The sequence below is a fragment of the Atrimonas thermophila genome, from assembly GCF_045864955.1.
Taxonomy (GTDB): Bacteria; Atribacterota; Atribacteria; order Atribacterales; family Thermatribacteraceae; genus Thermatribacter; species Thermatribacter velox.
This window is the reverse complement of record NZ_AP028803.1, coordinates 434707-457170: the sequence shown is the minus strand read 5'-3', so window position 1 is coordinate 457170 and position 22464 is coordinate 434707. Positions and strand designations below refer to the sequence as shown.

Sequence of the window (22464 nt, the reverse complement as noted above, 5' to 3'; positions counted from 1 at the left end):
TCAAAAAGAGGGTGAACGCCAGGCAGAATACCTCAAAGAATACATGGAACACTTGAAAGAAGCAGCACCGCAGTCAGATTTTGGGGTAGCTTCCATCATCAGCACTCAGTACCTCCAAGAAGCTTTTTCGAGCCTGATTCCCACTCACCGGAGGCTCCGCACCCTCCTGGCCGAAGCCCGGGCGGAAACGGTTGATGCTCTGCACCGCCTCTGGCAGGCAGAAGCCATGCTCATCGACATGGTGCCACCTGAGTATCAGGAAATCGAGCGCAAGCACCTGGAAGAAGTTGCCTCGTTTGCCAACTTCCACTATGCGAATGCGGTGGTTGCCTGGTGGCAAGCAGCTCGCACACCCGTTTTGATGGAGCGCAAAATCCTCGAGGAAGAAATGGAAGCAATTCAGGAAGAAGCAGCAGCACGTGATTTTGAAGCCTGGCTCTCTGCTCAAGCTTATGTTGAACGTTACCTTGAAGAAGACCCGGAAGACCCTGAAGAACCCGAAGAAGTCCCCAGCCTCGACAAATGGTTAGGAATAGACCTGGGCATCTTTTCTATCAAGTACTACGACAAAAAGCGGATTGAACTCTCTGCTGGAGAGGGCATCGTTGGAGAAGTAAAATATGACCTGGAGCGTAACGAAGTCTGGTTTGGTCTGGGAGTGGGCGTGCAGGGAACGACCATGACCGTTTTTAGTGGCGAAGCCAAAGGGATGGTCGTGGTTCACCTTGACTCCTCAGATTCACCCCTCAACGTGGGACTCAACGGAAAGGTAACCGCAAAATGTGGTCATCCTCTTGGAGGCGCTGAAACCGACCTGGTCAACGAAACCCTGTGGATAGTGGGAAGTGAGTAAACCAGGGAAGGAAAACGGTACATTGCGGGAAGAAAATTGGCTCTTTTGCGGGTATTAGTGCCTCTGCTATTTTAAAATAACCTGCTCCAAGGAGTCAACTATAAATAATGTGTAACTGGAACAAATTTTTCACCTTTCCTGAGCATAGCAAAGATAACTCTCAACAGCTTGTTACAGAGGGCAATCATGGCTTTTCTGTGGGGCATTCCCTCCCCTCTCTTTTTCAAGTAATAAGCTCTAAAGTACTCATTGCAGCGCATCACTCCACTTGCCATGAGGTAGAGACATCGCCGCAAAGACCGGGAGCCCTTCTTGCTGATTCTCCCTCGAGCATACAGAGAGCCAGACTGTCTGATAGAAGGGTCAATACCTGCATAGGCAGCCAGTTTCCTTCGGTTTTCAAACCTGTGTATGTCCTTGACTGCAGCCAGAAAATGAGCCGAGGTAACGTCGCTAACCCCCTTGATGGATTTGAGGAGTTCAAAGTTGTCCCTCTGGTTCTTTTGGATTTCCTCGATGAACTGCCTGGTAATCTCCTGGAGCTTCTGGTTGAGGAACCTGAGCATTTCCACTTCATGTTTGATGATCAGGGCATAGTTGGCAGTGGAGGTACCGATGGATGCTTGAGCAAGTTCCAGGAACTGTGCAGCACTGAGAGATGGTTTTCTTCCTCTTGCTTTGAGCTTTCTGAAGACAGCCTTCACTCTGCCTGGGGAGGCTTTGCAAACCGAATGGGGAGTGGGGAATTCTTCAAGTACCGAGAGCAGGAAATCGGTGAAGATGTTGCAGTGAGCCACCAGTTCTGGGAAGACCACCACCAGGTGCTGTTTGAGCTGGGTCTTGGTTCTGGCAATCTGTTGAGTGAGGCTTTCCCTCACCCTGGCCAGGGCAGCCAGGTCATCCAGCTTGTCGGGGATGAAGTGAGGAATCACTTCCAGGTTTTTGAGCAGAAACCTGGCGATGGTGAGGGCATCAATGCGGTCAGTTTTGGTATTGCGCAGGGTGATGCCCTGAGAGAACTTTTTGATGAGGGCTGGGTTGATGAGTGCCACCGGGTACTGATTGGTAATCAGGAAGGCCAGGAGGTTGAGGTGGTAACCCCCGGTCGACTCCACACCAATCAGGGAGTTGGGATAGGAGCTTGTGAGCTGGCTGAGGGCAGTGAATCCTTCCAAGTTCATATTCAGCTGACCTTCACTGAGCACCTGCAAAGAAGCATCAATGATTGCATAGGTGAACCTGTCCCTGGAAACATCAATGCCTATGAAATACTGCCAGGAGTTTTTGTTCATGGCCAGACCTCGCAAAAGTTATTTTTGGTTTTTCGTCCCAAGTCCTATCTCCCGCTTGACAGTGGCTTGGTAGCCAAACCAACCAATAGGGACTTTGGGGACGGGGGACAGACTCCTTGTGAAGCTCTAAGGCTTAGGGGAACATGGTCCTCTGTCCCTTTTAAGTTTATACCATAATTATTCGTAGGAGGTGGAAAAATGCGTTTTTGGCGGGTTTTAGTGCTGTTGGTGCTTTTTTTGTTTCTGCTGCCCCTCCTTCTGGGAGGATGCGGACAGCAAACCACCACTCCAGAAACCCAGGAGGAAACCGAAACCCAGGAAGAAGCTTCAACCGAAACCCAGGAAGAAGCGGCCCAAGGTTTGGATTTTGTCGTGTGGCCGGGCACCATACGTGCTTTTGAAAGCGACCCGGATGGAATCACCACCCTCGAAACGACGAGGCCTGCTTTCGTGCTCTTTCCCTCGCCCGAGCTTGCACAAAGGCTTGGTGAGGACCCGGGCGCAGAACCCATTGCTCTCAGTATCACCGGAAGTGAACAAGGGGGTGGTTTCCTGGAGGTAGCCGGTGTGCAGGTATTTTACCTTTTCGCCAACATCAACGTGGCCACTCCCTTCCAGGTGGGCTACCGCTTTCCCGATGGAAGCACGATTTTGGAAACGGTAACTTTTGACCCAGCAACCAATGTGTTTAGAGAAAACAATGCCATATCCATAAAAGCTGGGATTTTATCTTTACCAGTGATAGGAAGCATTCCGCCAATTCCGCCATTGGACGTCCATCACTACCTCGGGGTCGACATCGAGCACCCCCAGGGTTGTTACCACCTAAGAAACGGCTCCCTTAACGGCACAGAACTCTTTGAAGAAGAAACCAGCTTTCCCACACCCCAGGAAGAAACTTTCAGCTTTTTGCAGGAAATCCCTGAAAGCGAGAATGACGAAGAACTCACGCTCGAGGTATACGCCATGACCGTTTATGAGAATTTAGGCAACTACTCCTACCAGAACCCACCATCTCAGCCGTTCTCAATCACTATATCGACATTAGAGGAGAATCTTTCCGACTTACCGTTTGGAACCTCTGGGACGTAAAAAGCAAGCCATAAACTAAGGGGACAGCTGGAAGCATGGAAAAGGGAGCTTTTTCGGCTGTCCCCAGTTTGTTTTTGTGTGTTTTTCTGCTTGCCATTGTGAATCGGTACCGGCCTTGTCAGTACCGCCCTGAACTGACCAAAATCTTTGATTTCGGTCATGCTGAACTGACAAAAGCTCCGCTTTTGTCATCCCGAACTGACTAAAACCAGGGGTTTTGGTCACCCTGAACTGATGGCGTAGCCGTCACCCTGAACTTGTTTCAGGGTCTATTTCGGGATCTCGTTATTTCAGCTTGCCTGGCTTTAATCCAAACCCTGAGTGCCGAAATAAATTCAGCATGACGAACCTCAGGGTCTCTTTGTTGTTTCAACACCTCCTTCTTTCACGATTTTTGAACTTTTTCTCTTTCTGGAAGACCTTTCTTTTCTTGCTTCCAATACATCGACAGAAAATGCTTCTCGAAATAGTGCTGTTTTGACCTCTGATTGAGTTTTCATGCGGGTTTTAGGGTATTTTGGCTTCTCTGGGGCTTTCGGTGGGGGTTTGAGGGTATTTTGGGGGTCAATGCGGGGTGATTTTTCTGTCGATGTCCGGTAACCGGAAAACCCCTGGGGATCGACAGAAAAATGAAAATGGGTTGTAAGTCTCTTGACATGGGGATTAGTTCATGTTTTAATGGTTTCAGATACGCACCTTGACAAGTGAATATCGATTTTAAAAAGCCTTTATTTATAACCCTTTTACGGGTTTGTAGCTTCCCTATAAGGGATTGAAACAAGCAGGCCAAAGAAGACATAGAAAGGCTTTCAGAAAGTTTGTAGCTTCCCTATAAGGGATTGAAACGCTGTTGCTTGGGCACAGAAGAAATACGGTGTTGAAAGTTTGTAGCTTCCCTATAAGGGATTGAAACCCCTATGGCTATGCGCAACTTTTGGGCCTGTATGTAGCTGTTTGTAGCTTCCCTATAAGGGATTGAAACCGCATACCCTTGCACACAACCTTGCAGAAATTTTTGTCTGTTTGTAGCTTCCCTATAAGGGATTGAAACCACTTTGCGGGGTTCCTTGATAAAGAACACTTGCTCTGTTTGTAGCTTCCCTATAAGGGATTGAAACACTATAGTGGTTTTCTCAGCTCTGCCAACTCGCCTTTGTTTGTAGCTTCCCTATAAGGGATTGAAACTTTTTTCATTCATTTTCTCTCCTCCTTTCTCCCCTGTTTGTAGCTTCCCTATAAGGGATTGAAACTGATGACCTTGAGAAAAGCCACGAAGAGTTGGAACGTGTTTGTAGCTTCCCTATAAGGGATTGAAACATAACTCCCCTCAAAAGCCTCAGAAAATCGTCAAAAGTTTGTAGCTTCCCTATAAGGGATTGAAACCCCGTAGATTTAAGTGGATTTGCTGTAGGTGCTTTTGTTTGTAGCTTCCCTATAAGGGATTGAAACAGGGCCTCAAAAAACCGCTGGACTGGCTGTGCTATGCGTTTGTAGCTTCCCTATAAGGGATTGAAACCATGGCTCCTGTTGCCACCCTTGGGGCAAGTCAGGGTTTGTAGCTTCCCTATAAGGGATTGAAACGCAGAACAAAGAGAAGCTTGTGCTTTGCGTTTACGGTGTTTGTAGCTTCCCTATAAGGGATTGAAACCTCCTCTTCCCACCCTTCCTCAAAAAGAGCACCAAAGGTTTGTAGCTTCCCTATAAGGGATTGAAACTAAGACAGTATCCACAGTTCTTGAACATCAGACTCATGTTTGTAGCTTCCCCATAAGGGATTGAAACCGATCCTTCGGCAAAAACTTCCCTCCACACACGTCAAGTTTGTAGCTTCCCTATAAGGGATTGAAACAGCTTTTCCTGGCCAGCACCAGACAGCACAACCCGCCGTTTGTAGCTTCCCTATAAGGGATTGAAACTTTCGCCTGGGATCAATATCATTTTTTCCACTTTACCACCACGTTTGTAGCTTCCCTATAAGGGATTGAAACAAAAAGTAGACGAAATGGTGTTACGAGACATAATCAGGTTTGTAGCTTCCCTATAAGGGATTGAAACTTTTCTCTCCTCCTCTCAAAGTTCTTTAAAAAAACCCGTTTGTAGCTTCCCTATAAGGGATTGAAAGGAAAAAAGAAGGCTTCAAACTGCAGAAAGTATGCTCATTTCGCAAGCACTGTATACTTTTTGAGGGAATAAAGCCTTCACAAAGCAGAAATTCCTCTCTGAACCGCTTCAATCCTCTTCTCTAAGGTTTTCTATTTCCTTTCGTATTTCCTCAACTACTTCTGGATTATAAATTTCCTTATCGTTGCCTTTCGTTACAGAAAAAACAACGAACACCCTACCACCCATCTTTTGCTCGAATTGCTTATGAGTCTTAGCAAGCCATTGTTTCCACCGGTGAAGCTCCGGTGTTTGTTGGTACGTTATGGGTTTTATCTGCAAACCAATGTACTTTTTACCCACCTGAATATAAAAATCCACATTGTAAAGCCGATCCCACTCATCAGGAGCAGGTTTTATATCGACGTTTAGCGCTCTTTGCAATTTTCCATACACCGTTTTTATCTCGGCTACATACCCATTGTAGGTCCTTTCAATTACCAGGTTGCGAATGTATGCAGTGCAGTCTTCTTCGGTAACTTCTTCTATTTCCGCCTGAATAACCTCTGTGATTTTAACGTAAAGCTTTCTTCCCAACTCCTCGAGGTACTCCTGGGGAGACAAAGAACAATCCTTTTCTTTAAGGAAAACAGCGAGCTTCCGGTAATACGCCTGTTCCCAATCCGCAGGTGTTTTTGGATCGCACTCCCGGATCCACTGAGCTATCGGTCCTACACTATTTTTCCTGTTAAGACCCCATCTGTTGGTTGCCATATTCAGTATCCATTCCCTAGGCACTATATCGCTCTCCCTCAAGTGCGACAAACTTCGTTTTATGCCGGTACTCTTTACCCCGCTCTGCTTTGGCCAAGCCAGACTTTATCAAATAGGCATTAACGAAAATTCTGTTTTTGAGATACACGTATGCTTCCACGGTGTCCTTTTCACTTACCGCCCCATTATCAAAACGCAGGAAAACTTCCTTACCCAAAAGATAATTTTTCAGATATTCAAGCACCCTTTGCTTGTTTTCCACCACAACGCCCAAAAACTTAACTTTCAAGCCTGTATCCAAGCGAAGCGTCTGCTCATCGACGATCTCCACTACCCGGTAGAGGTGACCGTGTTTAAAATTAAACTTCCTGGGGTCGACGTTGGGAACAGTATCTTTAATGCGCGGGACGTAATCCAGGTTATCAAGCTCCACCCCACCAGTTCGCTTCATGAATTCCACCCGATCAAACTGAAACAAGGAGTCTTTCAGGTTCAATTTTTCCTTGATGATTTCTAAAAAGGCTTCGCTGATTTCATATCCCACGGCATTCCTTTGTAACTCCAAAGCTGCCTTTACCGTAGTGCCACTTCCCAAAAAGGGGTCCAGAACCAGTTCATTAACAAAGGTGAACATCTTAATAAGCCTACGAGGTAACTCTTCGGGAAACATTGCTTCGTGTTCCACCTGTTTTGCGCCGCTAAAATACCAGTGCCCACAGAAATACTCCTTCCACTCTTCCTTGCTCAACCTGGACCTTTCTTTGACTTCCCTGGGAACCTTAGGACTCGGTCCGGGTTTTTTAAAGATAAGTATGAACTCGTAATCGATTTCCACCATTCCGTTGGGAGGATACGGATACGAACCCATCACATTTGCACCACCGGTAGTGTTCATGGTGGTCTTTTTCTGCCAGATGATAGCGCCCAAGTAGTCAAAGCCCAAGTTTTCACACTGAGCAATGAATTCGGCATGCAGGGGTATAACCTTGTATCTTCCGTAAATGACAGAGCGGGCAAACTGGTCACCTATGTTGATACACAACCTCCGCCCCGGCTTCAAAACCCGGTAGCATTCCCTGAAAACCCGGTAGATATCTTGCAAATACTCGTGCAAGCTCTGACCGTACCCGATTTGTCCCTCAACACCATAATCTTTGAGGTGCCAGTAAGGAGGAGAGGTAACAATCAGATCTACGCTCTGATCTTCGACTTCCAACATTCTCCTGCTGTCAGCAATGATAATTTTTGCCCAGTTACCCATCGTCTTATCCCACTCTATTGTAACCGAATCGCTTCGCTCGCAAAAGCACGATTCTCCCCTTAAAAAGTAAGTGCTGCTTCTTTTTTCCTTCAAGGGAGAGGTAATCCTTGACAATCCGCTTACCATCCTGTGGATTGCCATTCCCCTTTTCATCCAGAACAACCCCATCTTCTGGCTCGGTTACTTCCTGGCCCGATTTTTTCGTTGCCGCCCCGAACCGTTGTCGATTCGCAGTGACGCCGAAAGCCTCATTCAGCACCCCCGCTTATCCCCTGTTTTTACTTGAGGCAACTTACTCCCACCCCAAAAAGCGGGAGTTTTTCTTGCACCAAAGAAAGTGAAAGGATGCAGGGATTGTTCCCCCGCATCCGCGCAAGTAATCTCTCTTTGCAGAGGTTCAAGCTCGGACCAGCCCCGCTTAAAAACCCCGCTCCCGCTTAAAAACCCTGTTCCTGCTTAAAAAACCCAGGTCGCACAATTTCAAACCTGCAACGTATTTGCCCCTCATCCACTTTCAAAAGAGCGGGCCTTCCCGGATAATCCTTGTAAGCCGGTCACTCCTCTTTCTTCCAGCGCTTCCCGCAGCCTCTTAAGCGCCCGGTCCCGATGCACCTTCACGCTACTTCGTGAGATACCCAGGTGTTTCGCCGTCTCGTTCAGGCTGCGCATATCGTAAAACAAGCAGTAAATCACCTCCTGCTGCATGGGCGAAAGCATCTCAAGGGGGATTTCAATTTCCCCCTTTTCCCCTTTCTCCTTTTCTTCATACACCGCTTTATCAAGCACCCAGGAAAACGCCTGCACTTCCCTGCGGTGGCGTTTCAAATACAGGCCTTCTCTGTGGAGCAGTTCTTCAAAGTATCGAGCTTCTCGCATTACTTCCTCGCGTTTTCGCTTATCCATCGCTCAATCAAAAAAGAGATATAGCCTGCTCGTTCTACTCGGTCCTGGGTTTCCACCGGCACGGTAAGCGAACGTGGTAAAAAGTGTTTTATGATATATGCCTGTGCTTCCCTGGTCTCTACGTCCTCGCTTGCTCTGATTGGGTGGTTGTTCTCCGAAACGCTTTTAAGCGGAGGGAGAAAGAATATAACGTTGTAGGGTGGTTTTTCGCTTACTCTGCGCACCTTCTCAAGCACGCTGTCAAATACTGCTTTGTCAACGCTTCTTCTACAATGCATAAGGAAATAAGGCAGAACGTCGAATGCCGTTCTATCGCAAAGCAAGATGCGCCCATCCTCTCGGTGTTTTTTTATCTCCTCAAGGTGTATAGCGAGCCAGTCTTGCTCAAAAAGCAGGTATAAGTCCTCTCTTTTGCGCAGGTCTTCAAGCGAACGCACGCCGAAGGTAAGCGAATATACCTTAAATAAGCGCTCGCTAACCCCTTCAATAACCTTTATTTTGTGTCCTTTCTCCCGCAAGAGAAAGGCGACGTCCTGCACCGTGGTGCTTTTTCCAGAACAAGTGCTACCAGCAAAGCCAATTACCACTGTTTTTTCCTCCTTTTTCGGTGAGATATGCCAGAGCCAGCGCCAGTGCGTCGGCTTCGTGGCTGCTTTTTACTCGGTAACCTCTTTTTCTCAAAAAAAGCATCACCTCTTGCTTTTTTGCTCTGCCGTTTCCAAGCAGAAGTTTTTTCCACTCGGTGGGCACATAGCTCATCCGCTTTACTCCTTTTTGCTCCAGGACTGCCTTGATGATGCCGGAAGCTTCAAGGTGAAAGGCGGCATACCCCTTGCGCCGGAAAACACCCTCAATCACCACCAGGTCCGGTGCGTATTCTCCACACAAAGCAGAAACCCCTTCCAAAAGCCCGGCATACACCGGTGGGTTAGTCCTGATACAGCCTGCGCGCAGGAGCCTGTTCTCCTCAAAAACCGCATAACCGCAATTGCGAGTTCCGGGGTCAAGGCTTAAAATGCGCACCGGAGCACCTCAAAAAACTTCCACTTTCTGAATGCGCAAAACGTTGACAAGGAGTAGATAGCGCGCCCGGCTCCCTTCCCAGCGGCTTTCCCAGTCAAGTTCCCCTTCCAGGAACACCTGGTCTCCCTCCTGCCAGAAAAGGATTTCCTCTTTCATCCGCTCCGCAAGCTCACCCCGGATGATGGCCGGGACAAAAACCGTCCCCCGGCTGGTCTTTCCCTCCAGAAACAGCCTGATTTCCGGACCCTGCCCCTCAATCACCAGGGCACGGACGCAAAGCCGGCAGGCAAGTTGTACCCGATTTTCAAAGCTTCTTTCCATCCCTTTATCCTCCTTTCAGACCTCCAGGATTTTGCACATTCTCTCAATGCGTGAAGCAATTCTTTTTCCGTAGCGCGCACACACTTCCGCAGGTGAAAGGTTAGAGGTAATTACCGTAGGAAGCAGCCACTCCATGCGGTGATCAAGGATGCGGTATAAATCATCAAAAAACCAGTCCCGGCGCTCTTCCGCTCCTAAATCATCGAGCACCAAAAGCTCTGCTTCCAGCAAGGGAGTAATTACCTTTTCTTTTTCGCCATCCCGAAAGTGCGCACGCAGGGAAGGCGGAAGCTCCGCACACTTTGCATAAATGCAGAACACACCCTGCTGTAAAAGCTCGTTCACCAGACCTGCTGCAAGGTGGGTTTTGCCTCGGGCAGGAGCACCGAAAAGGTAAATGCCGTTGAGTTCTTTGCTCCGCACTTCCCCAAAAGAGCACAGGTAATCGCTAAAGACCTGGAGCACTTCTTCTTGCCTGGCGTCCCGGGGATGAAAACTGGACAGGGTCCTTTTTGCAAAACGAGGAGCTAGGCGAGACCTTTTGAAAAGCTCCGCAAAGTGCTCCTCTTGCAGCCGGCGGGCTTCCTCTTCTCTGCGCCTCCTCTCTTCTTTCTCTCTTTCCTTGCGGTAGCAGTCACACTGGGGAACGTAACGCAACTTCTCCCCTATTCCGGGAAGCCGAAGCAGATGCTCAGGAAGAGCCTGCTCCCTGAAAGGCCTGCCGCAGAAGATACAGCATGGAGGTGAGGAAACAGGGGTACTCATCAGCTGATTTCCTCCAGGATGAAAAGGCCCTGCTCTTTGAATTCCTGGGGGTGGCTGAGGTAGCGCTCCTCCAGAAACTGCAGAAGCTCTTCACCGGGAATGGAAAAAAGGGCTTTCTCTAAGAAGTACTGCTCTAAGGGAACAATATCTCTGCCGAGCAAAGCGCTCATCGCTTCTTTGATTTTCTTCTCCCATTTCTCTCGTTCAGCAAAAGGTTGGTAAGTTCTTGCTTTCTCTCTCTCATTCTCGTTTTTCCCTTTAGTTAAATGAGAGATAGTTAAATGGTTATAGTTAAATGAATATAGTTCCTCTTCAACCATTGAAGTTTGGCTCTTCAATGGTTGAAGTTTAGGACTACATTGATTGAAGTTTGGCGCTTCACTCATTGAAGTGTGTTCTCCATTGAGCAAAGTGCATTCTTCATTGATTGAAGTGTGTTCTTAACTGAGTGTTTCTTCATTGAGTGAAGTTTGGAGGTAGTAGATACTGTTTCCGTGCATACCGTGCCTTTTCTCCCTCCTGATCAGGCCGCACTCTTCAAGAATGCGCAGGGCTTTTCTCACTGATGCATCAGAGCTTATCCCCGACACTTCCTTTATCCGCTCATAACTGGGAAAGCACTTGCCTTTCCGGTCAGCATGAAAAAGTAGGGCTAGGTAAACTGGAAACACGGAAGGACACTTTCTTTCACAAGCAATTTCCCCCAGCCTCACCACTACTTCATGGGGTAGCTTGATAAAAGTTTGCATTTTTGAGCACTCCTTTCTTTGTGCACTGCACAGTGCAGTTTCTTCCTCCATAAACTACTCAGAAAGAGCGACACAGCTTCCAAAAACTGCACACTTTGGGGACAAGGGGTGCCTTTCGGGGCTAAAAGGCGAGGTTTATCCCTTTGTGGTTGACTTCCCCTACCCTCGGTCTTATAATCTTGACTGTGTCTTGGGAATGAAATACTTTATTTGAAAACAGCTTTCATCAATTTTATATGATTTTTTATACAAAAAGTCAATGTTCTTTGACCAAAATGGAAGTGTGCACCAGAAAAATTTTATGGAGTTGATGAACATGCTTGACAGGAAGAAGCTGGGAGCAAAGCTTAAGGAAATACGCAAAATGCGGGGTTATTCTCTGCGCGACCTGGAAGAGCTGTGCGGTGTCTCCAGGACCACCACTTCACTCTACGAGCGGGGGAAGATGGAAAACATTAGCCTGGCAACTCTCGAAAAAATTGCCAAAGTGCTGAAAATCGACCTGGGAAGACTGCTTGCTGAGTGCGGAGATGAAAACTTCAAACTCCAGGAAACCAGTGAAGAATTTGACACTCTCTTTTTTGCGCGGGTTTCCGAGCTCTCGCCTCAAGCCAAGCAGAACATCCTCTCCTATCTTGAATTTCTGCTGGAGCAGGAAGGCAAAGGCAAAAAGCAAAGAAGAAAACGCAGAGTTAAGGAGCAAGAAGGCTAATGGTGTTCTGGACTGGATACATCGTGGAAGAGCGGGCGAAACAATTTGACCAGGTGAACTCGCTCCCGGAAGCGGTGATGCTTGCTGAGAGCCAGGGAGTGGTGGTCGACTGGTGGGACCTGGTCGAGGTGCGGGGTATGCTGGTGCAAATTCCGGGAGGCAAGCCCCACATCTGTGTGAACGAGCGCTTGAGCGAGCCGGAACAGGCCCAGGTGGTCCTCCATGAGCTGGGGCATTTTCTTTTGCACTGGAACCACTTCTTCCGCCCCCTCATGCTGGGACACGAACACCAACTGCTCCGGGAAGACCGAGAAGCTGATTACTTCGCCTGGTGCCTGATGAGCGAAAGCCTGCGGGAAGCCTACTTGCAGGCAAAGGAGGGCTGGGAATATCCCTGAGCACGGAACCAGCAATGTGTAAGGGGGGAAATTGGTGCGCAAGTGGCTTTTTCGTGCGCGCAAGCAGACCAAAAGCCCGCGCGTTACGGGGTTTTGCATGGCCTTGCTCTTGGTAGCCAGTTTGTCACTGACTTTAGGCTGCACCCAGGGTGCACGGGTGCGACCCGGGGAGGAGTTCAGCATTAAAGTCGGCGAGCAGGTGGTGGTTGAAGGAAGCAACGTAAGGGTTTCTTTTCAAGGAATTGTTGAGGACTCCCGCTGTCCGCAGGGGATGGAGTGTTTTTGGGAAGGAGGGGTGATTGCCCGCCTCAAAATCGGAAACCAAGAAATGGATGTGGAAATCGTTGAATCCCAGCTGCCCCAGGAGATGATTTTCGGAGCATACCGGATGGTGATTTTGCGCATTTTGCCTCCTCGAACCTCACCTGAACCCCCGGATGCCAAGGAATACCAGATATTCCTCAAAATAGAACTTAAGGAATGAACCCACAACCCAGTTTTCCCCAAAGCGCAACAAAAGCCCGGCAAGGGGAATGAGAAAAAACCCGGGGTTTGAGCCGAACAAAGCCCTTGCACTAAACAGAAAGCGCTTGATCGCCTTTGTCGGGACCGGACCAACCAAATTAAGCCTCTGAAGAAGGTGCCACAGAGACGCTGGGGGTAATCTCTACATTCACGTAAGCTTCCCTCGTGAAAGGGAAAGTCCACCATTTAAAGGTGGGAGGAAGCTGCCTGGTCTACAGAGGAAGCTTTTTTCAAGTTGCCTGGAAGCTGCTCAACAGTTCTTTGCATATCCTTGGAAATGGGTGCCTGCTTTGTGCAGAGCAGTGCTTTTTGCATCCTGCAGTTTCTCCAGAAGAAGTGATTTGTGAAAGTGGTGAGAATGCAGCTATTTTGTTTTCCAATTCATGGTTTCCTTCCGGGGTGAAGGGCAGCGCTTCAAACCTCCTTCCTCGTTTTTCTGCGGTAAAGATTGGATAGAAAAAATCTATTGTATAACCAGCTCCAGCACTACTTTATCTTCTTCTACTTCGAACTTTAGAATGTTGGCATCAAGCAAGCGTCTTAATATGTTCATCTTTAGGTTTTCCATTTTTGCCAGATATATTTCAAGTGATACATTCGGCGGTATCGGTTCTTCTTCGCGCATTACTGCTTCCTCTATGCCTAACAACCTGCACAAGTCCAAGATATCAGTAACAGCTATTTTGGGTTCCATGCTTTCACCCTTTCTTTATTTTCTATCAATTGCAGTTATGGTAGTTACCAATCCCCTCTTTGATAGGCTCCTTATGCTGAACAAATAATCAACCACCTCATAAAAGAGGCTTTCAATCATTGGATTCAGCAAAACATCCGTATGCATTATTATTTGATAGGTCCGCTTTTTATACAGGTGCTGGTAATCAATAGGTTTTGGTCTACTGATGCTTTCTTTTCCTTCTTTATATGCGCATCCAGCATATTAGATTGCCATCTTTGGTCAGTATCTATCCTTTCGGATAGTTTTCGGGCTACCTTTGCAGATGATAAAAGCAAGAGAGCCCGCCTTTTAAAGGTGAGAGAAATTGCCATTATAACCTTATTATAAATAATGAAAGCAATGAGCAGGAAGCTCAAGCCAAAACTCGGCATTGTCAACTTACAGTGTTGAAGATCACTCTCTACTTCGGGTGATAGGGAAGACTCCAAGAGGTAAAGAGCCTTCTTTTTCGTTTCTGCAGTGCTTCATTACTGTGGGTTTTTCACACTGCCACTTGTTGCAGAAAAGCTCCCGTTTCCTTTGTGCTTTTTGGAAGCTCTCCACCTCAAAGATTTGCCAGTAAATCTTCTAAAGCATTCCCTCCAGAGTCCTTCCAAAATGCGAAAGACATACTTCTCTTTCTTTAGGATACACTGTAACTGTAATCCAGAGTTTCTCCCGGTAGGAGCTGCCCTCAGAGAAGGAGCAACGCTTCATGCCCTACTTCAGAGCTGCCACCAGACTCACTCCCAAAGCTACCAGTTCCATTTCCTTTTTTCGCTTACGCTCTTTAAACCATATCCCATCAAGGACCAAAGCTCTGTATTCTCTGGAGTGGTTTTCTCTGTCTTGCCTTGAGTTCCTGACTTTCTTCTCCATCACCTTCTCCAAAGTGGAAGCACAAACTATTCCAAAATCCAAGCTTTCCCACCATACCTGCAAGGATCGAAAACTCATTCCCCAAGCAAAGGAAAAAGCTTTTCGGCAAGCCTTCAGAACTTGTGCTCATACTTCCCCCTTCCCACTACTTCACTTCGCAGTGTTTAAAGGAGCACTGCATCTTTGGCTCTTACTTGAGCTTTTGCTAAAAGTGATTTAGAGCAATAATGTGCAGTATCCAACCTACGCAACGGCTCCTGAAAAACCTTTAACCCACTTGACCATCTGCAAGAATCCTGCTAAAATGCTTCGCAAAACATTTCGATATTTGGGAAAACGACGAAATGAAAAACGAAGTATACGACCTGGTAACCATCTTCAAAGCACTTGCTGAACCAAGCCGCATTCGCATTGTTCTGGCTTTGAGCCAGGGAGAATACTGCATCTGTCATCTCACAGAGCTTCTGCAGCTCTCCCCTTCCACGGTTTCCAAACACTTATCCATCCTCAGGCAGGCCGGCCTGATTGAAACCCGGAAAGATGGGAAATGGGTTCGCTGTTTCCTTTCGGGAAATGAAGCTTCCCCTACATCGAGGGAAGCCCTGGCGTGGGTCATCAACTTTGCTGGAAAAAGCGAGCAAGCCCGAAAGGACGCCCGTCTTCTAAAAGAAATATGCAAAAGAAGCAAAGCCTGTGAAAATCAGGGCAAGTCAAGCGTCAATTCTAAAAGCAATCTCCAACCCACTCAAAAAGAGGTGATTTCCGATGAAAAATAACACTCAGAATACTCCTCAGGAAGCAAGAACGCTGGGGTTTTTTGAGCGCTACCTCACCCTTTGGGTAGCTTTGTGTATCCTGGGCGGAATCCTGCTTGGAAAAGTTGCGCCCAACGTAGCCAAGACTTTGGACGGTATGGCAATTTACGTTGGTGAAGCCCCGGTAGTCTCTATTCCCATTGCCATTTGTCTCTTTTTCATGATGTACCCCATCATGGTCAAAATTGATTTTGCCAACGTCTTGAAAGCGGGGAAAAACCTCAAACCGGTGGGCTTGACTCTGTTCATCAACTGGGCTGTGAAGCCTTTCACGATGTACGCCATCGCCATCTTTTTCCTGGGCTTTCTCTTTCGGGGACTGATAGGAAGCGAGGCCGTCGATTACGTGAAAATGCCCTTTGGCCTTGACCTTCCTGTAGGTGCTACCTACGGAGTGGGTAGGGTGGTCATGGTTGAAGGGCTGAAAATGCTTGCCGTACCCCTGTGGCGCTCGTATCTCGCTGGTTGCGTGCTTTTGGGCATTGCACCCTGCACAGCCATGGTGCTTGTGTGGAGCTATCTGGCCCGGGGCAATGACGCCCACACCCTGGTCATGGTGGCCATCAACTCCCTGACCATGCTCCTCCTTTATGGTCCTTTGGGAGGGTTTTTGCTCGGCGTGAGCCGTCTTCCCGTTCCCTGGCAGGCACTGCTCCTTTCCATAAGCATTTACGTAGCACTTCCGCTGGTTGCCGGATATTTTACACGAAAAAGCATTATCACAAGGAAGGGCGAAGAGTGGTTCAAAGAAAAGTTCCTGCACCTTTTAACACCCATTACCATCGTTGCGCTACTTATCACTCTGGTGCTCCTTTTCTCCTTCAAGGGAGAAGTAATCCTTGACAACCCCCTCACCATCCTGTGGATTGCCATTCCCCTTTTCATCCAGACTAACTTGATTTTCTGGCTCGGTTACTTCCTGGCCCGGCTTTTGAAACTCAACTATGAAGATGCTGCACCTTCGGCAATGATTGGTGCTTCCAACCACTTTGAGGTAGCCATCGCCACCTCCACCATGATTTTTGGGCTTTCCTCAGGAGCTTCCTTAGCCACCGTGGTGGGCGTACTGATTGAAGTTCCGGTGATGCTTTTGCTGGTGCGTATTTGCTTGCGAACCAGCCACTGGTTCACCCGGGAAGAAGAGGTTATGGTGGCTCGAGAAGCCTTTGAGGAAGTCTGATAACCAAACACGAAAAAAATTGCAAAATTTTTTCTACCACCCCTTGACAGAGTAATCAGGGGGTGGTATTATTGTTTATGCCACGGGTTCTGAGGAATCAGAAAACCTGAGGTTCGGGAAAAAGAGCTTAAGCCCGCAAGGGAAAAGCTCGAAGCTTTCCGAAAGGAAAGCAAAAGCCTGAGCCTGAAGCGTCGAGGGTGTTTAGTGAAAGCTGGATTCCTCGACGAGAAAAGGTTGGAAGGTTCGTTGGAACCCGTGGTTTTTTTGTATCAGAGTTTTCCTATCAGCATTGGTGTTCATGGTCAGATTCTCCAGCATGCCCATTTATTTTCAGATGCGCTCGCCAGCATGCTTCCTCATAGCCTTGCTTTCAGCGCTGGCGAAAACCACAAGCGTGGCTGACGAAAAACACCAGAGAAACTGCCGTAGCCCCCAAACTCTATCCTGCACATTGCGCAAGTAACCTCCCCTCAGCAAGGGGTGGCTTTCTCCCTCAGCGAGCGAAGTGCAAGCAGATAGCGGAATTACTCCCCAGCGTTCGCAAAATGGCTTCTCTTTGGAGATTTTCCGCTCGGTCCGGTCCTACGGCCCAACCAGGGTTCAGATCAAGCCCTTTTCTTCCCCAACTCTTTCATATTACACGGCGCAATATCCAAGCCTTGCAAGGGTTAGCCCCCTCGATGAAACACCGTGAAGAGAAAGTACTCCGCCCGGTCGAGGCTATCGCAGAAGCTTTAGCAAACCCCAGGGAGAAAACGCAAGCCTTCCTACCCTACTCCCCGGGCAATCCCATGTTGGGGCACAGCGCATCAGGCATCCACACCATTCACATCCTCCAGGTTAAAGATTCGCGACCCCAAAACCTGGGCTCTCTTTCCCACCCACCGTTTCCGGGTACACCTCCTTGCACAGCTTTCCGTAGCGATTGAAGGGTGTAGCAAAATTAGCTTATCACTCAAAGATTGCATCTTTGGACTGGATAGTGGCTACCACCGTCAAAGACAGGAAATTGTCAGCTTCATCGTGTAGCAAATCCTGAAAGCGATTGCCATCGTGGCTGTTCCTTCGCTACTTCTGGGTTGCTTTTTAAGCGGTATCCTGAGTCAGCTACCAACGACTAAAACCGTAGGTTTCCTTGCCGCATCACTTGCGAGCAAATCATCTCACCTCTTACCAGTTTGAAAGAATAAGAGAAAAATGGTGGGCGAAGCTCAGGAAGAGCACACAGTAGATGTACTAGTTCAACATATGTGAGACAGTAGGCGGCAGCGTATCGCTGTAGATATTGGGCGGGGCTTAAATATCCCAGGCTTTGATGCGGTCTAATTTGATTATAAACTCTCCTAGTCCCTTCCTTTAATTCCGGCCACATCACCTTTAAGTTTATTTTCACCATCATAACCAGCCCAAAATTCTTCCCTGTATGTCCTATTGAGCCTCTCCACCACCGCGTTGAGCTTCGGACTCCGCGGCGGTAAACAGAACAGCTTTATACTGTACTCTTTACACCCAAGCTCAAAATCGGCATAGAACTCGCTCCCACCATCTACCTGTATAGCTCTTATCCCAAACAGGCTCTCCCTTATCAGCTCCTCCAAAAACTCCTTGGCTAAATAAGCCGTCGCTGCCTTCCTTCGTCTGGAAACGACTACTTCGATACTACGTCACTCGCCGAAAATTGCTTATACACGCATCCAAGTCCAGGCCTTATGTCTAATGTGTCAATCTGAACTAAATCCCCAGGCCTCTCCACTCTGTATTCTTGCGGCTTGCCTATGGCGTATATCCGTTTCCTTGGTATCCTCCTCACCTTGACCTTATTTACCGGTTCTTTTAAAACACCCCTACGCTTTAAAACAGCTTATGATCGCCCTACCGTCGACTCAGAAACATCAAACCCTTCTTCCCTTTATGAGCACAGCCAGTTTTGCTTTCCTCCACCTCGGGTACTTCTTTCTTAATTCCCGAATCCTTTCCACCAACCCTACCGACCATGACGGCTTTCTGACATGCTTGGGCCTCCTGCTCTCGTTTTCGAGGCTTCCCAGGTTGTATGGATTAAACCTCTTCTTCCACCTGTAATAGGTTGACCTCGATATCCCGAATCGCCTGCAGGTTACAGATACCGGGTGGTTTTGGGCAAATTCCAAAAACGCAAGCCTTACTTTCGCTTCCCTTGAAATGTCTTTAATCTTTGATAGCTTTTTCGTCGGGAAGGGAATGATGTTGCCTATGCTCATTGACACACCGGTGCCATGAACCTGTAGACTTTTCTTGCTGTATGAGCTAAGCTTCGTAACAGGTGTGGGGTCCTCCTTTCTATCCTTAAGTTTTTCTTCCCAAACCCAGGATAAAGGACCCCGCACCTTTTTGTCTACTTACCTCCTTTCTTTTCTCTCCTCCACCTGTTTCACATGTATCTGAACTTTATCAGTGGAACCGTAACACAAAACCGATGAAGCGCTTTCAGAAGCGAACCTCAGGGTCTCACTGTTTCAGCATACTGAACCGGCAACGGTTTTCTCGGTACCGCCTTGAATCGGTGCCGGCCTTGTCAGTGCCGCCCTGAACTGACGGCGGAGCCGTCACCCTGGACTTGTTTCAGGGTCTCATTGTTTCAGCATCTCCTTGTTTCAGGATCTCCTTGTTGCGGGATCTCATTGTTGCGGCACCTCTTGTTTCAGGATCCCATTGTTTCGGGATCTCATGTTTTGATCATCCCAAACTGACAACTTCGCCGTCATGCCGAATTTATTTCGGCATCTCCTTATTTCAACACCTCCTTCTTTCACGATTTTTGAACTTTTTCTCTTTCTGGAAGACCTTTCTTTTCTTGCTTCCAATACATCGACAGAAAATGCTTCTCGAAATAGTGCTGTTTTGGTCTCTGATTGAGTTTTCATGCGGGTTTTAGGGTATTTTGGCTTCTCTGGGGCTTTCGGTGGGGGTTTGAGGGTATTTTGGGGGTCAATGCGGGGTGATTTTTCTGTCGATGTCCGGTAACCGGAAAACCCCTGGGGATCGACAGAAAAATGAAAATGGGTTGTAAGTCTCTTGACATGGGGATTAGTTCATGTTTTAATGGTTTCAGATACGCACCTTGACAAGTGAATATCGATTTTAAAAAGCCTTTATTTATAACCCTTTTACGGGTTTGTAGCTTCCCTATAAGGGATTGAAACAAGCCTTGCTTTAGCCGTATCGGAGAGCCCCTTCTTGGGGTTTGTAGCTTCCCTATAAGGGATTGAAACCCCTTTTGCAGTTGCTCCTGTATTTCCTCCTCGGGAATGTTTGTAGCTTCCCTATAAGGGATTGAAACCGTGCCCATAGAGCTATGTTTCTCTGCAAAAATGTAGTTTGTAGCTTCCCTATAAGGGATTGAAACTTTCTTCTATTTTCTCTATTTCTTCTATTTTTTCTGTTGTTTGTAGCTTCCCTATAAGGGATTGAAACAAGCCCTCTTTGAAGAGGGCTGGGAGTAGGGGCTCTGCCCGTTTGTAGCTTCCCTATAAGGGATTGAAACGAAACAACAGAAAAACAGAGAAACAGAAACAACAGAGTTTGTAGCTTCCCTATAAGGGATTGAAACACTGGGAACCCAGAAACATATTTAAAAATTACTAGTTTGTAGCTTCCCTATAAGGGATTGAAACTGTATCGCTGGAACGCTACTTACAGCTCCGCAGAGACCGTTTGTAGCTTCCCTATAAGGGATTGAAACCGTGAATACAGGTCGTCGCCATAGCCACATGGACCTCGTTTGTAGCTTCCCTATAAGGGATTGAAACCATAATTCTGAACAAAGAACAGAGGATTTTCGAGAGCGTTTGTAGCTTCCCTATAAGGGATTGAAACTACATTTTTGCAGAGAAACATAGCTTATAGAGCAATTGTTTGTAGCTTCCCTATAAGGGATTGAAACCCTAATAACTCTGCCTACCACCGCTGTAACATTCATCGTTTGTAGCTTCCCTATAAGGGATTGAAACCAAAGTTTTCTGGAGAATTCTGTATGCAGATATAGAAGTTTGTAGCTTCCCTATAAGGGATTGAAACGTTTGAAACCCTCCCGAAAGCGATTGCCTTTAGCGGCTTGGTTTGTAGCTTCCCTATAAGGGATTGAAACGCGGACTTGATAGCTCAATGATAGGGAAAGAACTCCTGTTTGTAGCTTCCCTATAAGGGATTGAAACCTGTTCTTTCTGTGCGTTTTCTGTGTCTGCATTTTCTATGTTTGTAGCTTCCCTATAAGGGATTGAAACAAGAGACCGGCAAGGAGCCAAACGTTGTACTCCCCGAGTTTGTAGCTTCCCTATAAGGGATTGAAACACCAAGGAAGAACTTCAAGAAGTGGGAATTCAATGGTGTTTGTAGCTTCCCTATAAGGGATTGAAACCCGTCAAATGTACTCTGAGCAAAGGCGATACACCCAGTTTGTAGCTTCCCTATAAGGGATTGAAACAAGGGGAACATACATGCGCAGGTAGTCAGGGAGAGCAGTTTGTAGCTTCCCTATAAGGGATTGAAACCTAAAGTTGCTATACTCCCGAAGGAGCAAGACCCCAAGTTTGTAGCTTCCCTATAAGGGATTGAAACCTGAGAACGGCATCAGGGAGAGGAGAGCCATCGGCGTTTGTAGCTTCCCTATAAGGGATTGAAACAATTCTTCTCTAAACCCACTCACACGGAGTACTTTCACAAAGTTTGTAGCTTCCCTATAAGGGATTGAAACGAACTTCCTCCTCCGCTTTCCCAAAGGGCATAATGGGTTTGTAGCTTCCCTATAAGGGATTGAAACAAGAGCAACGGCTTGCAGTGTGTAGTATGTGTAGGTTTGTTTGTAGCTTCCCTATAAGGGATTGAAACATAATAATTGAGAAGTTTCTCTACTTTCTACTTTTACAGTTTGTAGCTGGACTTCCCCCGAAAAAGTGGAGGCACTGTTATGTTACCCTAACTCGTATTGTCTTTCAAATTCCTCTGGACTCCTATACCCCAATGCTGAATGAAGTCTCCTTGAGTTATAGAATCCCTCAATGTAGGCAAAAAGACTCAATTTTGCTTCTTCTCGGGTCTCGTATTTTTCTCTTCCGATGAGTTCTGTCTTTAGGGTCTTAAAGAATGATTCCACCACCGCATTATCGTAGCAGTTTCCCTTGCGACTCATACTGGGGATTATCCCGTGTCTCTCAAGGCAATCCTGGTATACTGGATGACTGTATTGAATACCCTGGTCAGAATGATGGAGAAGGGGACAAGCAGGCTTTCTCCGTTCCAGAGCTTTTTGAAGGGCCCGGAGGGTGAGTTCCTGGTTCAGTCTCTCGTTGGCCTCCCAACCTACCACTTTCCGGGAGTAGAGGTCCATGATGACTGAGAGATACAGCCACCCGTCTTTCGTGGGGATATAGGTGATATCGGAACACCAGATACCGTTTGGTCTCCCAATCTGGAATCCCTGATCTACCAGATTGGGAGCTTTCTTGAAGGCATGAGCCGAATTGGTGGTGACCCGATACCGCTTCCGAGTTCGTGCTGCATAGCCATACTTCCTCATCAACCGGGCTACCCGGTTTCTGCTACACCCATAGCCCTTCTTCTTGAGGAAAGCAGTAATCCTGGGACTCCCATAAGTACTTTTACTTTCCTCAAAAGCCCTCTTGATGGCCATAAGGAGTTCTCGATTGGCTTTGGCTCTCTTCGATTCACCTCTCCTTCGAAAGGCGTAATATCCGCTCACCGAAACCTGCAAGACTTTGGCCATTCTCTCCACCGAGAATATAGAGCGGTGGTTATCCATGAACTGGAATTTCATTTTGGTGTCTTTGAGAAAATGGCCAAGGCTTTTTTTAATATGTCTCGTTCTTCTCTCAGGATGGCATTCTCTCGTTCGAGGCAACGGATGGCCTCATTTTCCGGTTTGAGAGACCCTTTACCAGGGAAAGCATTCATTGGGTCTTCGGCAAAAGCCCTTTTCCATTTATGAATGAGATTTTCTCGAATACCGAAATCCCTGGCAACCTGTGCGGCAGTTTGTTTTCCTTCCTGAACGAGACGCAGAATCTCCAGCTTGAACTCTCGATCATACTGCCTTCTTTTCATTTTCT

26 protein-coding genes, 1 pseudogene and 2 CRISPR repeat arrays are annotated in these 22464 nt (G+C 47.4%); of the genes and pseudogenes, 11 read left to right on the top strand and 16 right to left on the bottom strand.

Annotation, left to right across the window (positions count from 1 at the left end; translation table 11 throughout):
• The first annotated feature begins 43 nt into the window (after positions 1 to 43).
• The gene (locus ACKTT1_RS02490; RefSeq protein ID WP_412710069.1) at positions 44 to 853 is read left to right on the top strand and encodes a hypothetical protein; all 810 of its coding nucleotides are present in this window, start codon (positions 44 to 46) and stop codon (positions 851 to 853) included.
• 98 nt (positions 854 to 951) lie between these two features.
• On the opposite strand, the gene ACKTT1_RS02485 is transcribed toward ACKTT1_RS02490, so the two are convergent.
• A complete protein-coding gene (locus ACKTT1_RS02485; RefSeq protein ID WP_412710068.1) occupies positions 952 to 2145 on the bottom strand; it encodes an IS110 family transposase in 1194 nt (397 codons plus the stop codon).
• Positions 2146 to 2343: 198 nt separating this feature from the next.
• Between ACKTT1_RS02485 and ACKTT1_RS02480 the strand changes: the two genes are divergently transcribed.
• Complete coding sequence (locus ACKTT1_RS02480; protein WP_412710067.1) at positions 2344 to 3237, top strand: hypothetical protein; 894 nt, start codon at positions 2344 to 2346, stop codon at positions 3235 to 3237.
• 35 nt (positions 3238 to 3272) lie between these two features.
• The gene (locus ACKTT1_RS02475) at positions 3273 to 3443 is read left to right on the top strand and encodes a hypothetical protein (RefSeq protein WP_412710066.1); all 171 of its coding nucleotides are present in this window, start codon (positions 3273 to 3275) and stop codon (positions 3441 to 3443) included.
• A gap of 543 nt (positions 3444 to 3986) precedes the next feature.
• Positions 3987 to 5359: a CRISPR direct-repeat array (repeat unit 30 nt; unit sequence GTTTGTAGCTTCCCTATAAGGGATTGAAAC).
• A gap of 107 nt (positions 5360 to 5466) precedes the next feature.
• Here ACKTT1_RS02475 and ACKTT1_RS02470 read toward each other — a convergent pair.
• Together ACKTT1_RS02470 and ACKTT1_RS02465 are read right to left on the bottom strand one after the other, a co-directional pair.
• The gene (locus ACKTT1_RS02470) at positions 5467 to 6135 is read right to left on the bottom strand and encodes an MjaI family restriction endonuclease (RefSeq protein ID WP_412710065.1); all 669 of its coding nucleotides are present in this window, start codon (positions 6133 to 6135) and stop codon (positions 5467 to 5469) included.
• Complete coding sequence (locus tag ACKTT1_RS02465; RefSeq protein ID WP_412710064.1) at positions 6128 to 7372, bottom strand: DNA methyltransferase; 1245 nt, start codon at positions 7370 to 7372, stop codon at positions 6128 to 6130. Before ACKTT1_RS02465 ends, ACKTT1_RS02470 begins: the two co-directional genes overlap by 8 nt.
• A gap of 70 nt (positions 7373 to 7442) precedes the next feature.
• Here ACKTT1_RS02465 and ACKTT1_RS02460 point away from each other — a divergent pair.
• Positions 7443 to 7577: pseudogene (locus ACKTT1_RS02460) on the top strand (arsenical-resistance protein); the annotation flags it as partial.
• 299 nt (positions 7578 to 7876) lie between these two features.
• Here ACKTT1_RS02460 and ACKTT1_RS02455 read toward each other — a convergent pair.
• From ACKTT1_RS02455 to ACKTT1_RS02425, 7 genes are read right to left on the bottom strand one after another with little or no spacing between them, the layout of a single operon-like run.
• Entirely contained in the window at positions 7877 to 8275 is a 399-nt protein-coding gene (locus ACKTT1_RS02455; protein WP_412710063.1) for an RNA polymerase sigma factor, read from the bottom strand.
• Positions 8248 to 8862: an AAA family ATPase gene (locus ACKTT1_RS02450; protein WP_412710062.1), complete on the bottom strand. Its 615-nt coding sequence runs from the start codon at positions 8860 to 8862 to the stop codon at positions 8248 to 8250. Before ACKTT1_RS02450 ends, ACKTT1_RS02455 begins: the two co-directional genes overlap by 28 nt.
• Positions 8840 to 9298, bottom strand: a complete 459-nt coding sequence (locus tag ACKTT1_RS02445; protein ID WP_412710061.1) for a crossover junction endodeoxyribonuclease RuvC — start codon at positions 9296 to 9298, stop codon at positions 8840 to 8842. The genes ACKTT1_RS02450 and ACKTT1_RS02445 overlap by 23 nt, the downstream gene beginning before the upstream one ends.
• Before the next feature lie 9 nt (positions 9299 to 9307).
• Positions 9308 to 9619, bottom strand: coding sequence for a hypothetical protein (locus ACKTT1_RS02440; protein ID WP_412710060.1), 312 nt, complete (start codon positions 9617 to 9619; stop codon positions 9308 to 9310).
• A gap of 15 nt (positions 9620 to 9634) precedes the next feature.
• Entirely contained in the window at positions 9635 to 10384 is a 750-nt protein-coding gene (locus ACKTT1_RS02435; protein ID WP_369017720.1) for an ATP-binding protein, read from the bottom strand.
• Positions 10384 to 10770 carry a hypothetical protein gene (locus ACKTT1_RS02430; RefSeq protein ID WP_412710059.1) on the bottom strand — a complete coding sequence of 129 codons (387 nt, stop codon included), beginning with the start codon at positions 10768 to 10770 and terminating at the stop codon, positions 10384 to 10386. Before ACKTT1_RS02430 ends, ACKTT1_RS02435 begins: the two co-directional genes overlap by 1 nt.
• A gap of 54 nt (positions 10771 to 10824) precedes the next feature.
• Complete coding sequence (locus ACKTT1_RS02425) at positions 10825 to 11133, bottom strand: helix-turn-helix domain-containing protein (protein ID WP_412710058.1); 309 nt, start codon at positions 11131 to 11133, stop codon at positions 10825 to 10827.
• 316 nt (positions 11134 to 11449) lie between these two features.
• Between ACKTT1_RS02425 and ACKTT1_RS02420 the strand changes: the two genes are divergently transcribed.
• From ACKTT1_RS02420 to ACKTT1_RS02410, 3 genes are read left to right on the top strand one after another with little or no spacing between them, the layout of a single operon-like run.
• On the top strand, positions 11450 to 11845 hold the full coding sequence (locus ACKTT1_RS02420) for a helix-turn-helix domain-containing protein (protein ID WP_412710057.1): 396 nt from the start codon (positions 11450 to 11452) through the stop codon (positions 11843 to 11845).
• Positions 11845 to 12243: an ImmA/IrrE family metallo-endopeptidase gene (locus tag ACKTT1_RS02415; RefSeq protein WP_412710056.1), complete on the top strand. Its 399-nt coding sequence runs from the start codon at positions 11845 to 11847 to the stop codon at positions 12241 to 12243. The genes ACKTT1_RS02420 and ACKTT1_RS02415 overlap by 1 nt, the downstream gene beginning before the upstream one ends.
• A 34-nt stretch (positions 12244 to 12277) precedes the next feature.
• Positions 12278 to 12727, top strand: coding sequence for a hypothetical protein (locus ACKTT1_RS02410; RefSeq protein ID WP_412710055.1), 450 nt, complete (start codon positions 12278 to 12280; stop codon positions 12725 to 12727).
• A 504-nt stretch (positions 12728 to 13231) separates the two neighbouring features.
• On the opposite strand, the gene ACKTT1_RS02405 is transcribed toward ACKTT1_RS02410, so the two are convergent.
• From ACKTT1_RS02405 to ACKTT1_RS02395, 3 genes are all read right to left on the bottom strand, one after another.
• Positions 13232 to 13462 (bottom strand): hypothetical protein, encoded by a 231-nt coding sequence (locus ACKTT1_RS02405; RefSeq protein WP_369017725.1) that lies wholly within the window; start codon positions 13460 to 13462, stop codon positions 13232 to 13234.
• Positions 13463 to 14074: 612 nt separating this feature from the next.
• Positions 14075 to 14203 carry a hypothetical protein gene (locus ACKTT1_RS02400; protein ID WP_412710054.1) on the bottom strand — a complete coding sequence of 43 codons (129 nt, stop codon included), beginning with the start codon at positions 14201 to 14203 and terminating at the stop codon, positions 14075 to 14077.
• Positions 14204 to 14206: 3 nt separating this feature from the next.
• Positions 14207 to 14443 (bottom strand): hypothetical protein, encoded by a 237-nt coding sequence (locus tag ACKTT1_RS02395; protein ID WP_412710053.1) that lies wholly within the window; start codon positions 14441 to 14443, stop codon positions 14207 to 14209.
• Positions 14444 to 14709: 266 nt separating this feature from the next.
• On the opposite strand from ACKTT1_RS02395, the gene ACKTT1_RS02390 reads away from it, so the two are divergent.
• From ACKTT1_RS02390 to ACKTT1_RS02375, 4 genes are all read left to right on the top strand, one after another.
• Positions 14710 to 15141 carry an ArsR/SmtB family transcription factor gene (locus ACKTT1_RS02390; RefSeq protein WP_369017727.1) on the top strand — a complete coding sequence of 144 codons (432 nt, stop codon included), beginning with the start codon at positions 14710 to 14712 and terminating at the stop codon, positions 15139 to 15141.
• Entirely contained in the window at positions 15131 to 16360 is a 1230-nt protein-coding gene (gene arsB, locus ACKTT1_RS02385; protein WP_412710052.1) for an ACR3 family arsenite efflux transporter, read from the top strand. The genes ACKTT1_RS02390 and arsB overlap by 11 nt, the downstream gene beginning before the upstream one ends.
• Positions 16361 to 16564: 204 nt before the next feature.
• Positions 16565 to 16762, top strand: coding sequence for a hypothetical protein (locus ACKTT1_RS02380; protein ID WP_412710051.1), 198 nt, complete (start codon positions 16565 to 16567; stop codon positions 16760 to 16762).
• Positions 16763 to 17040: 278 nt separating this feature from the next.
• Positions 17041 to 17289, top strand: coding sequence for a hypothetical protein (locus ACKTT1_RS02375; protein WP_412710050.1), 249 nt, complete (start codon positions 17041 to 17043; stop codon positions 17287 to 17289).
• 414 nt (positions 17290 to 17703) lie between these two features.
• Here ACKTT1_RS02375 and ACKTT1_RS02370 read toward each other — a convergent pair whose 3' ends face one another.
• The 3 genes from ACKTT1_RS02370 to ACKTT1_RS02360 form a co-directional block, all read right to left on the bottom strand.
• The gene (locus ACKTT1_RS02370) at positions 17704 to 17958 is read right to left on the bottom strand and encodes a hypothetical protein (RefSeq protein WP_412710049.1); all 255 of its coding nucleotides are present in this window, start codon (positions 17956 to 17958) and stop codon (positions 17704 to 17706) included.
• A gap of 294 nt (positions 17959 to 18252) precedes the next feature.
• On the bottom strand, positions 18253 to 18726 hold the full coding sequence (locus ACKTT1_RS02365) for a helix-turn-helix domain-containing protein (RefSeq protein WP_369017733.1): 474 nt from the start codon (positions 18724 to 18726) through the stop codon (positions 18253 to 18255).
• A 786-nt stretch (positions 18727 to 19512) separates the two neighbouring features.
• Positions 19513 to 21226: a CRISPR direct-repeat array (repeat unit 30 nt; unit sequence GTTTGTAGCTTCCCTATAAGGGATTGAAAC).
• A gap of 82 nt (positions 21227 to 21308) precedes the next feature.
• Positions 21309 to 22459 (bottom strand): IS3 family transposase gene (locus ACKTT1_RS02360; protein WP_412710048.1). Its coding sequence is split into 2 segments (ribosomal slippage): positions 21309 to 22210 and positions 22210 to 22459, totalling 1152 coding nucleotides; the frame shifts between segments, so codons are not numbered across the junction.
• Positions 22460 to 22464: the final 5 nt, after the last annotated feature.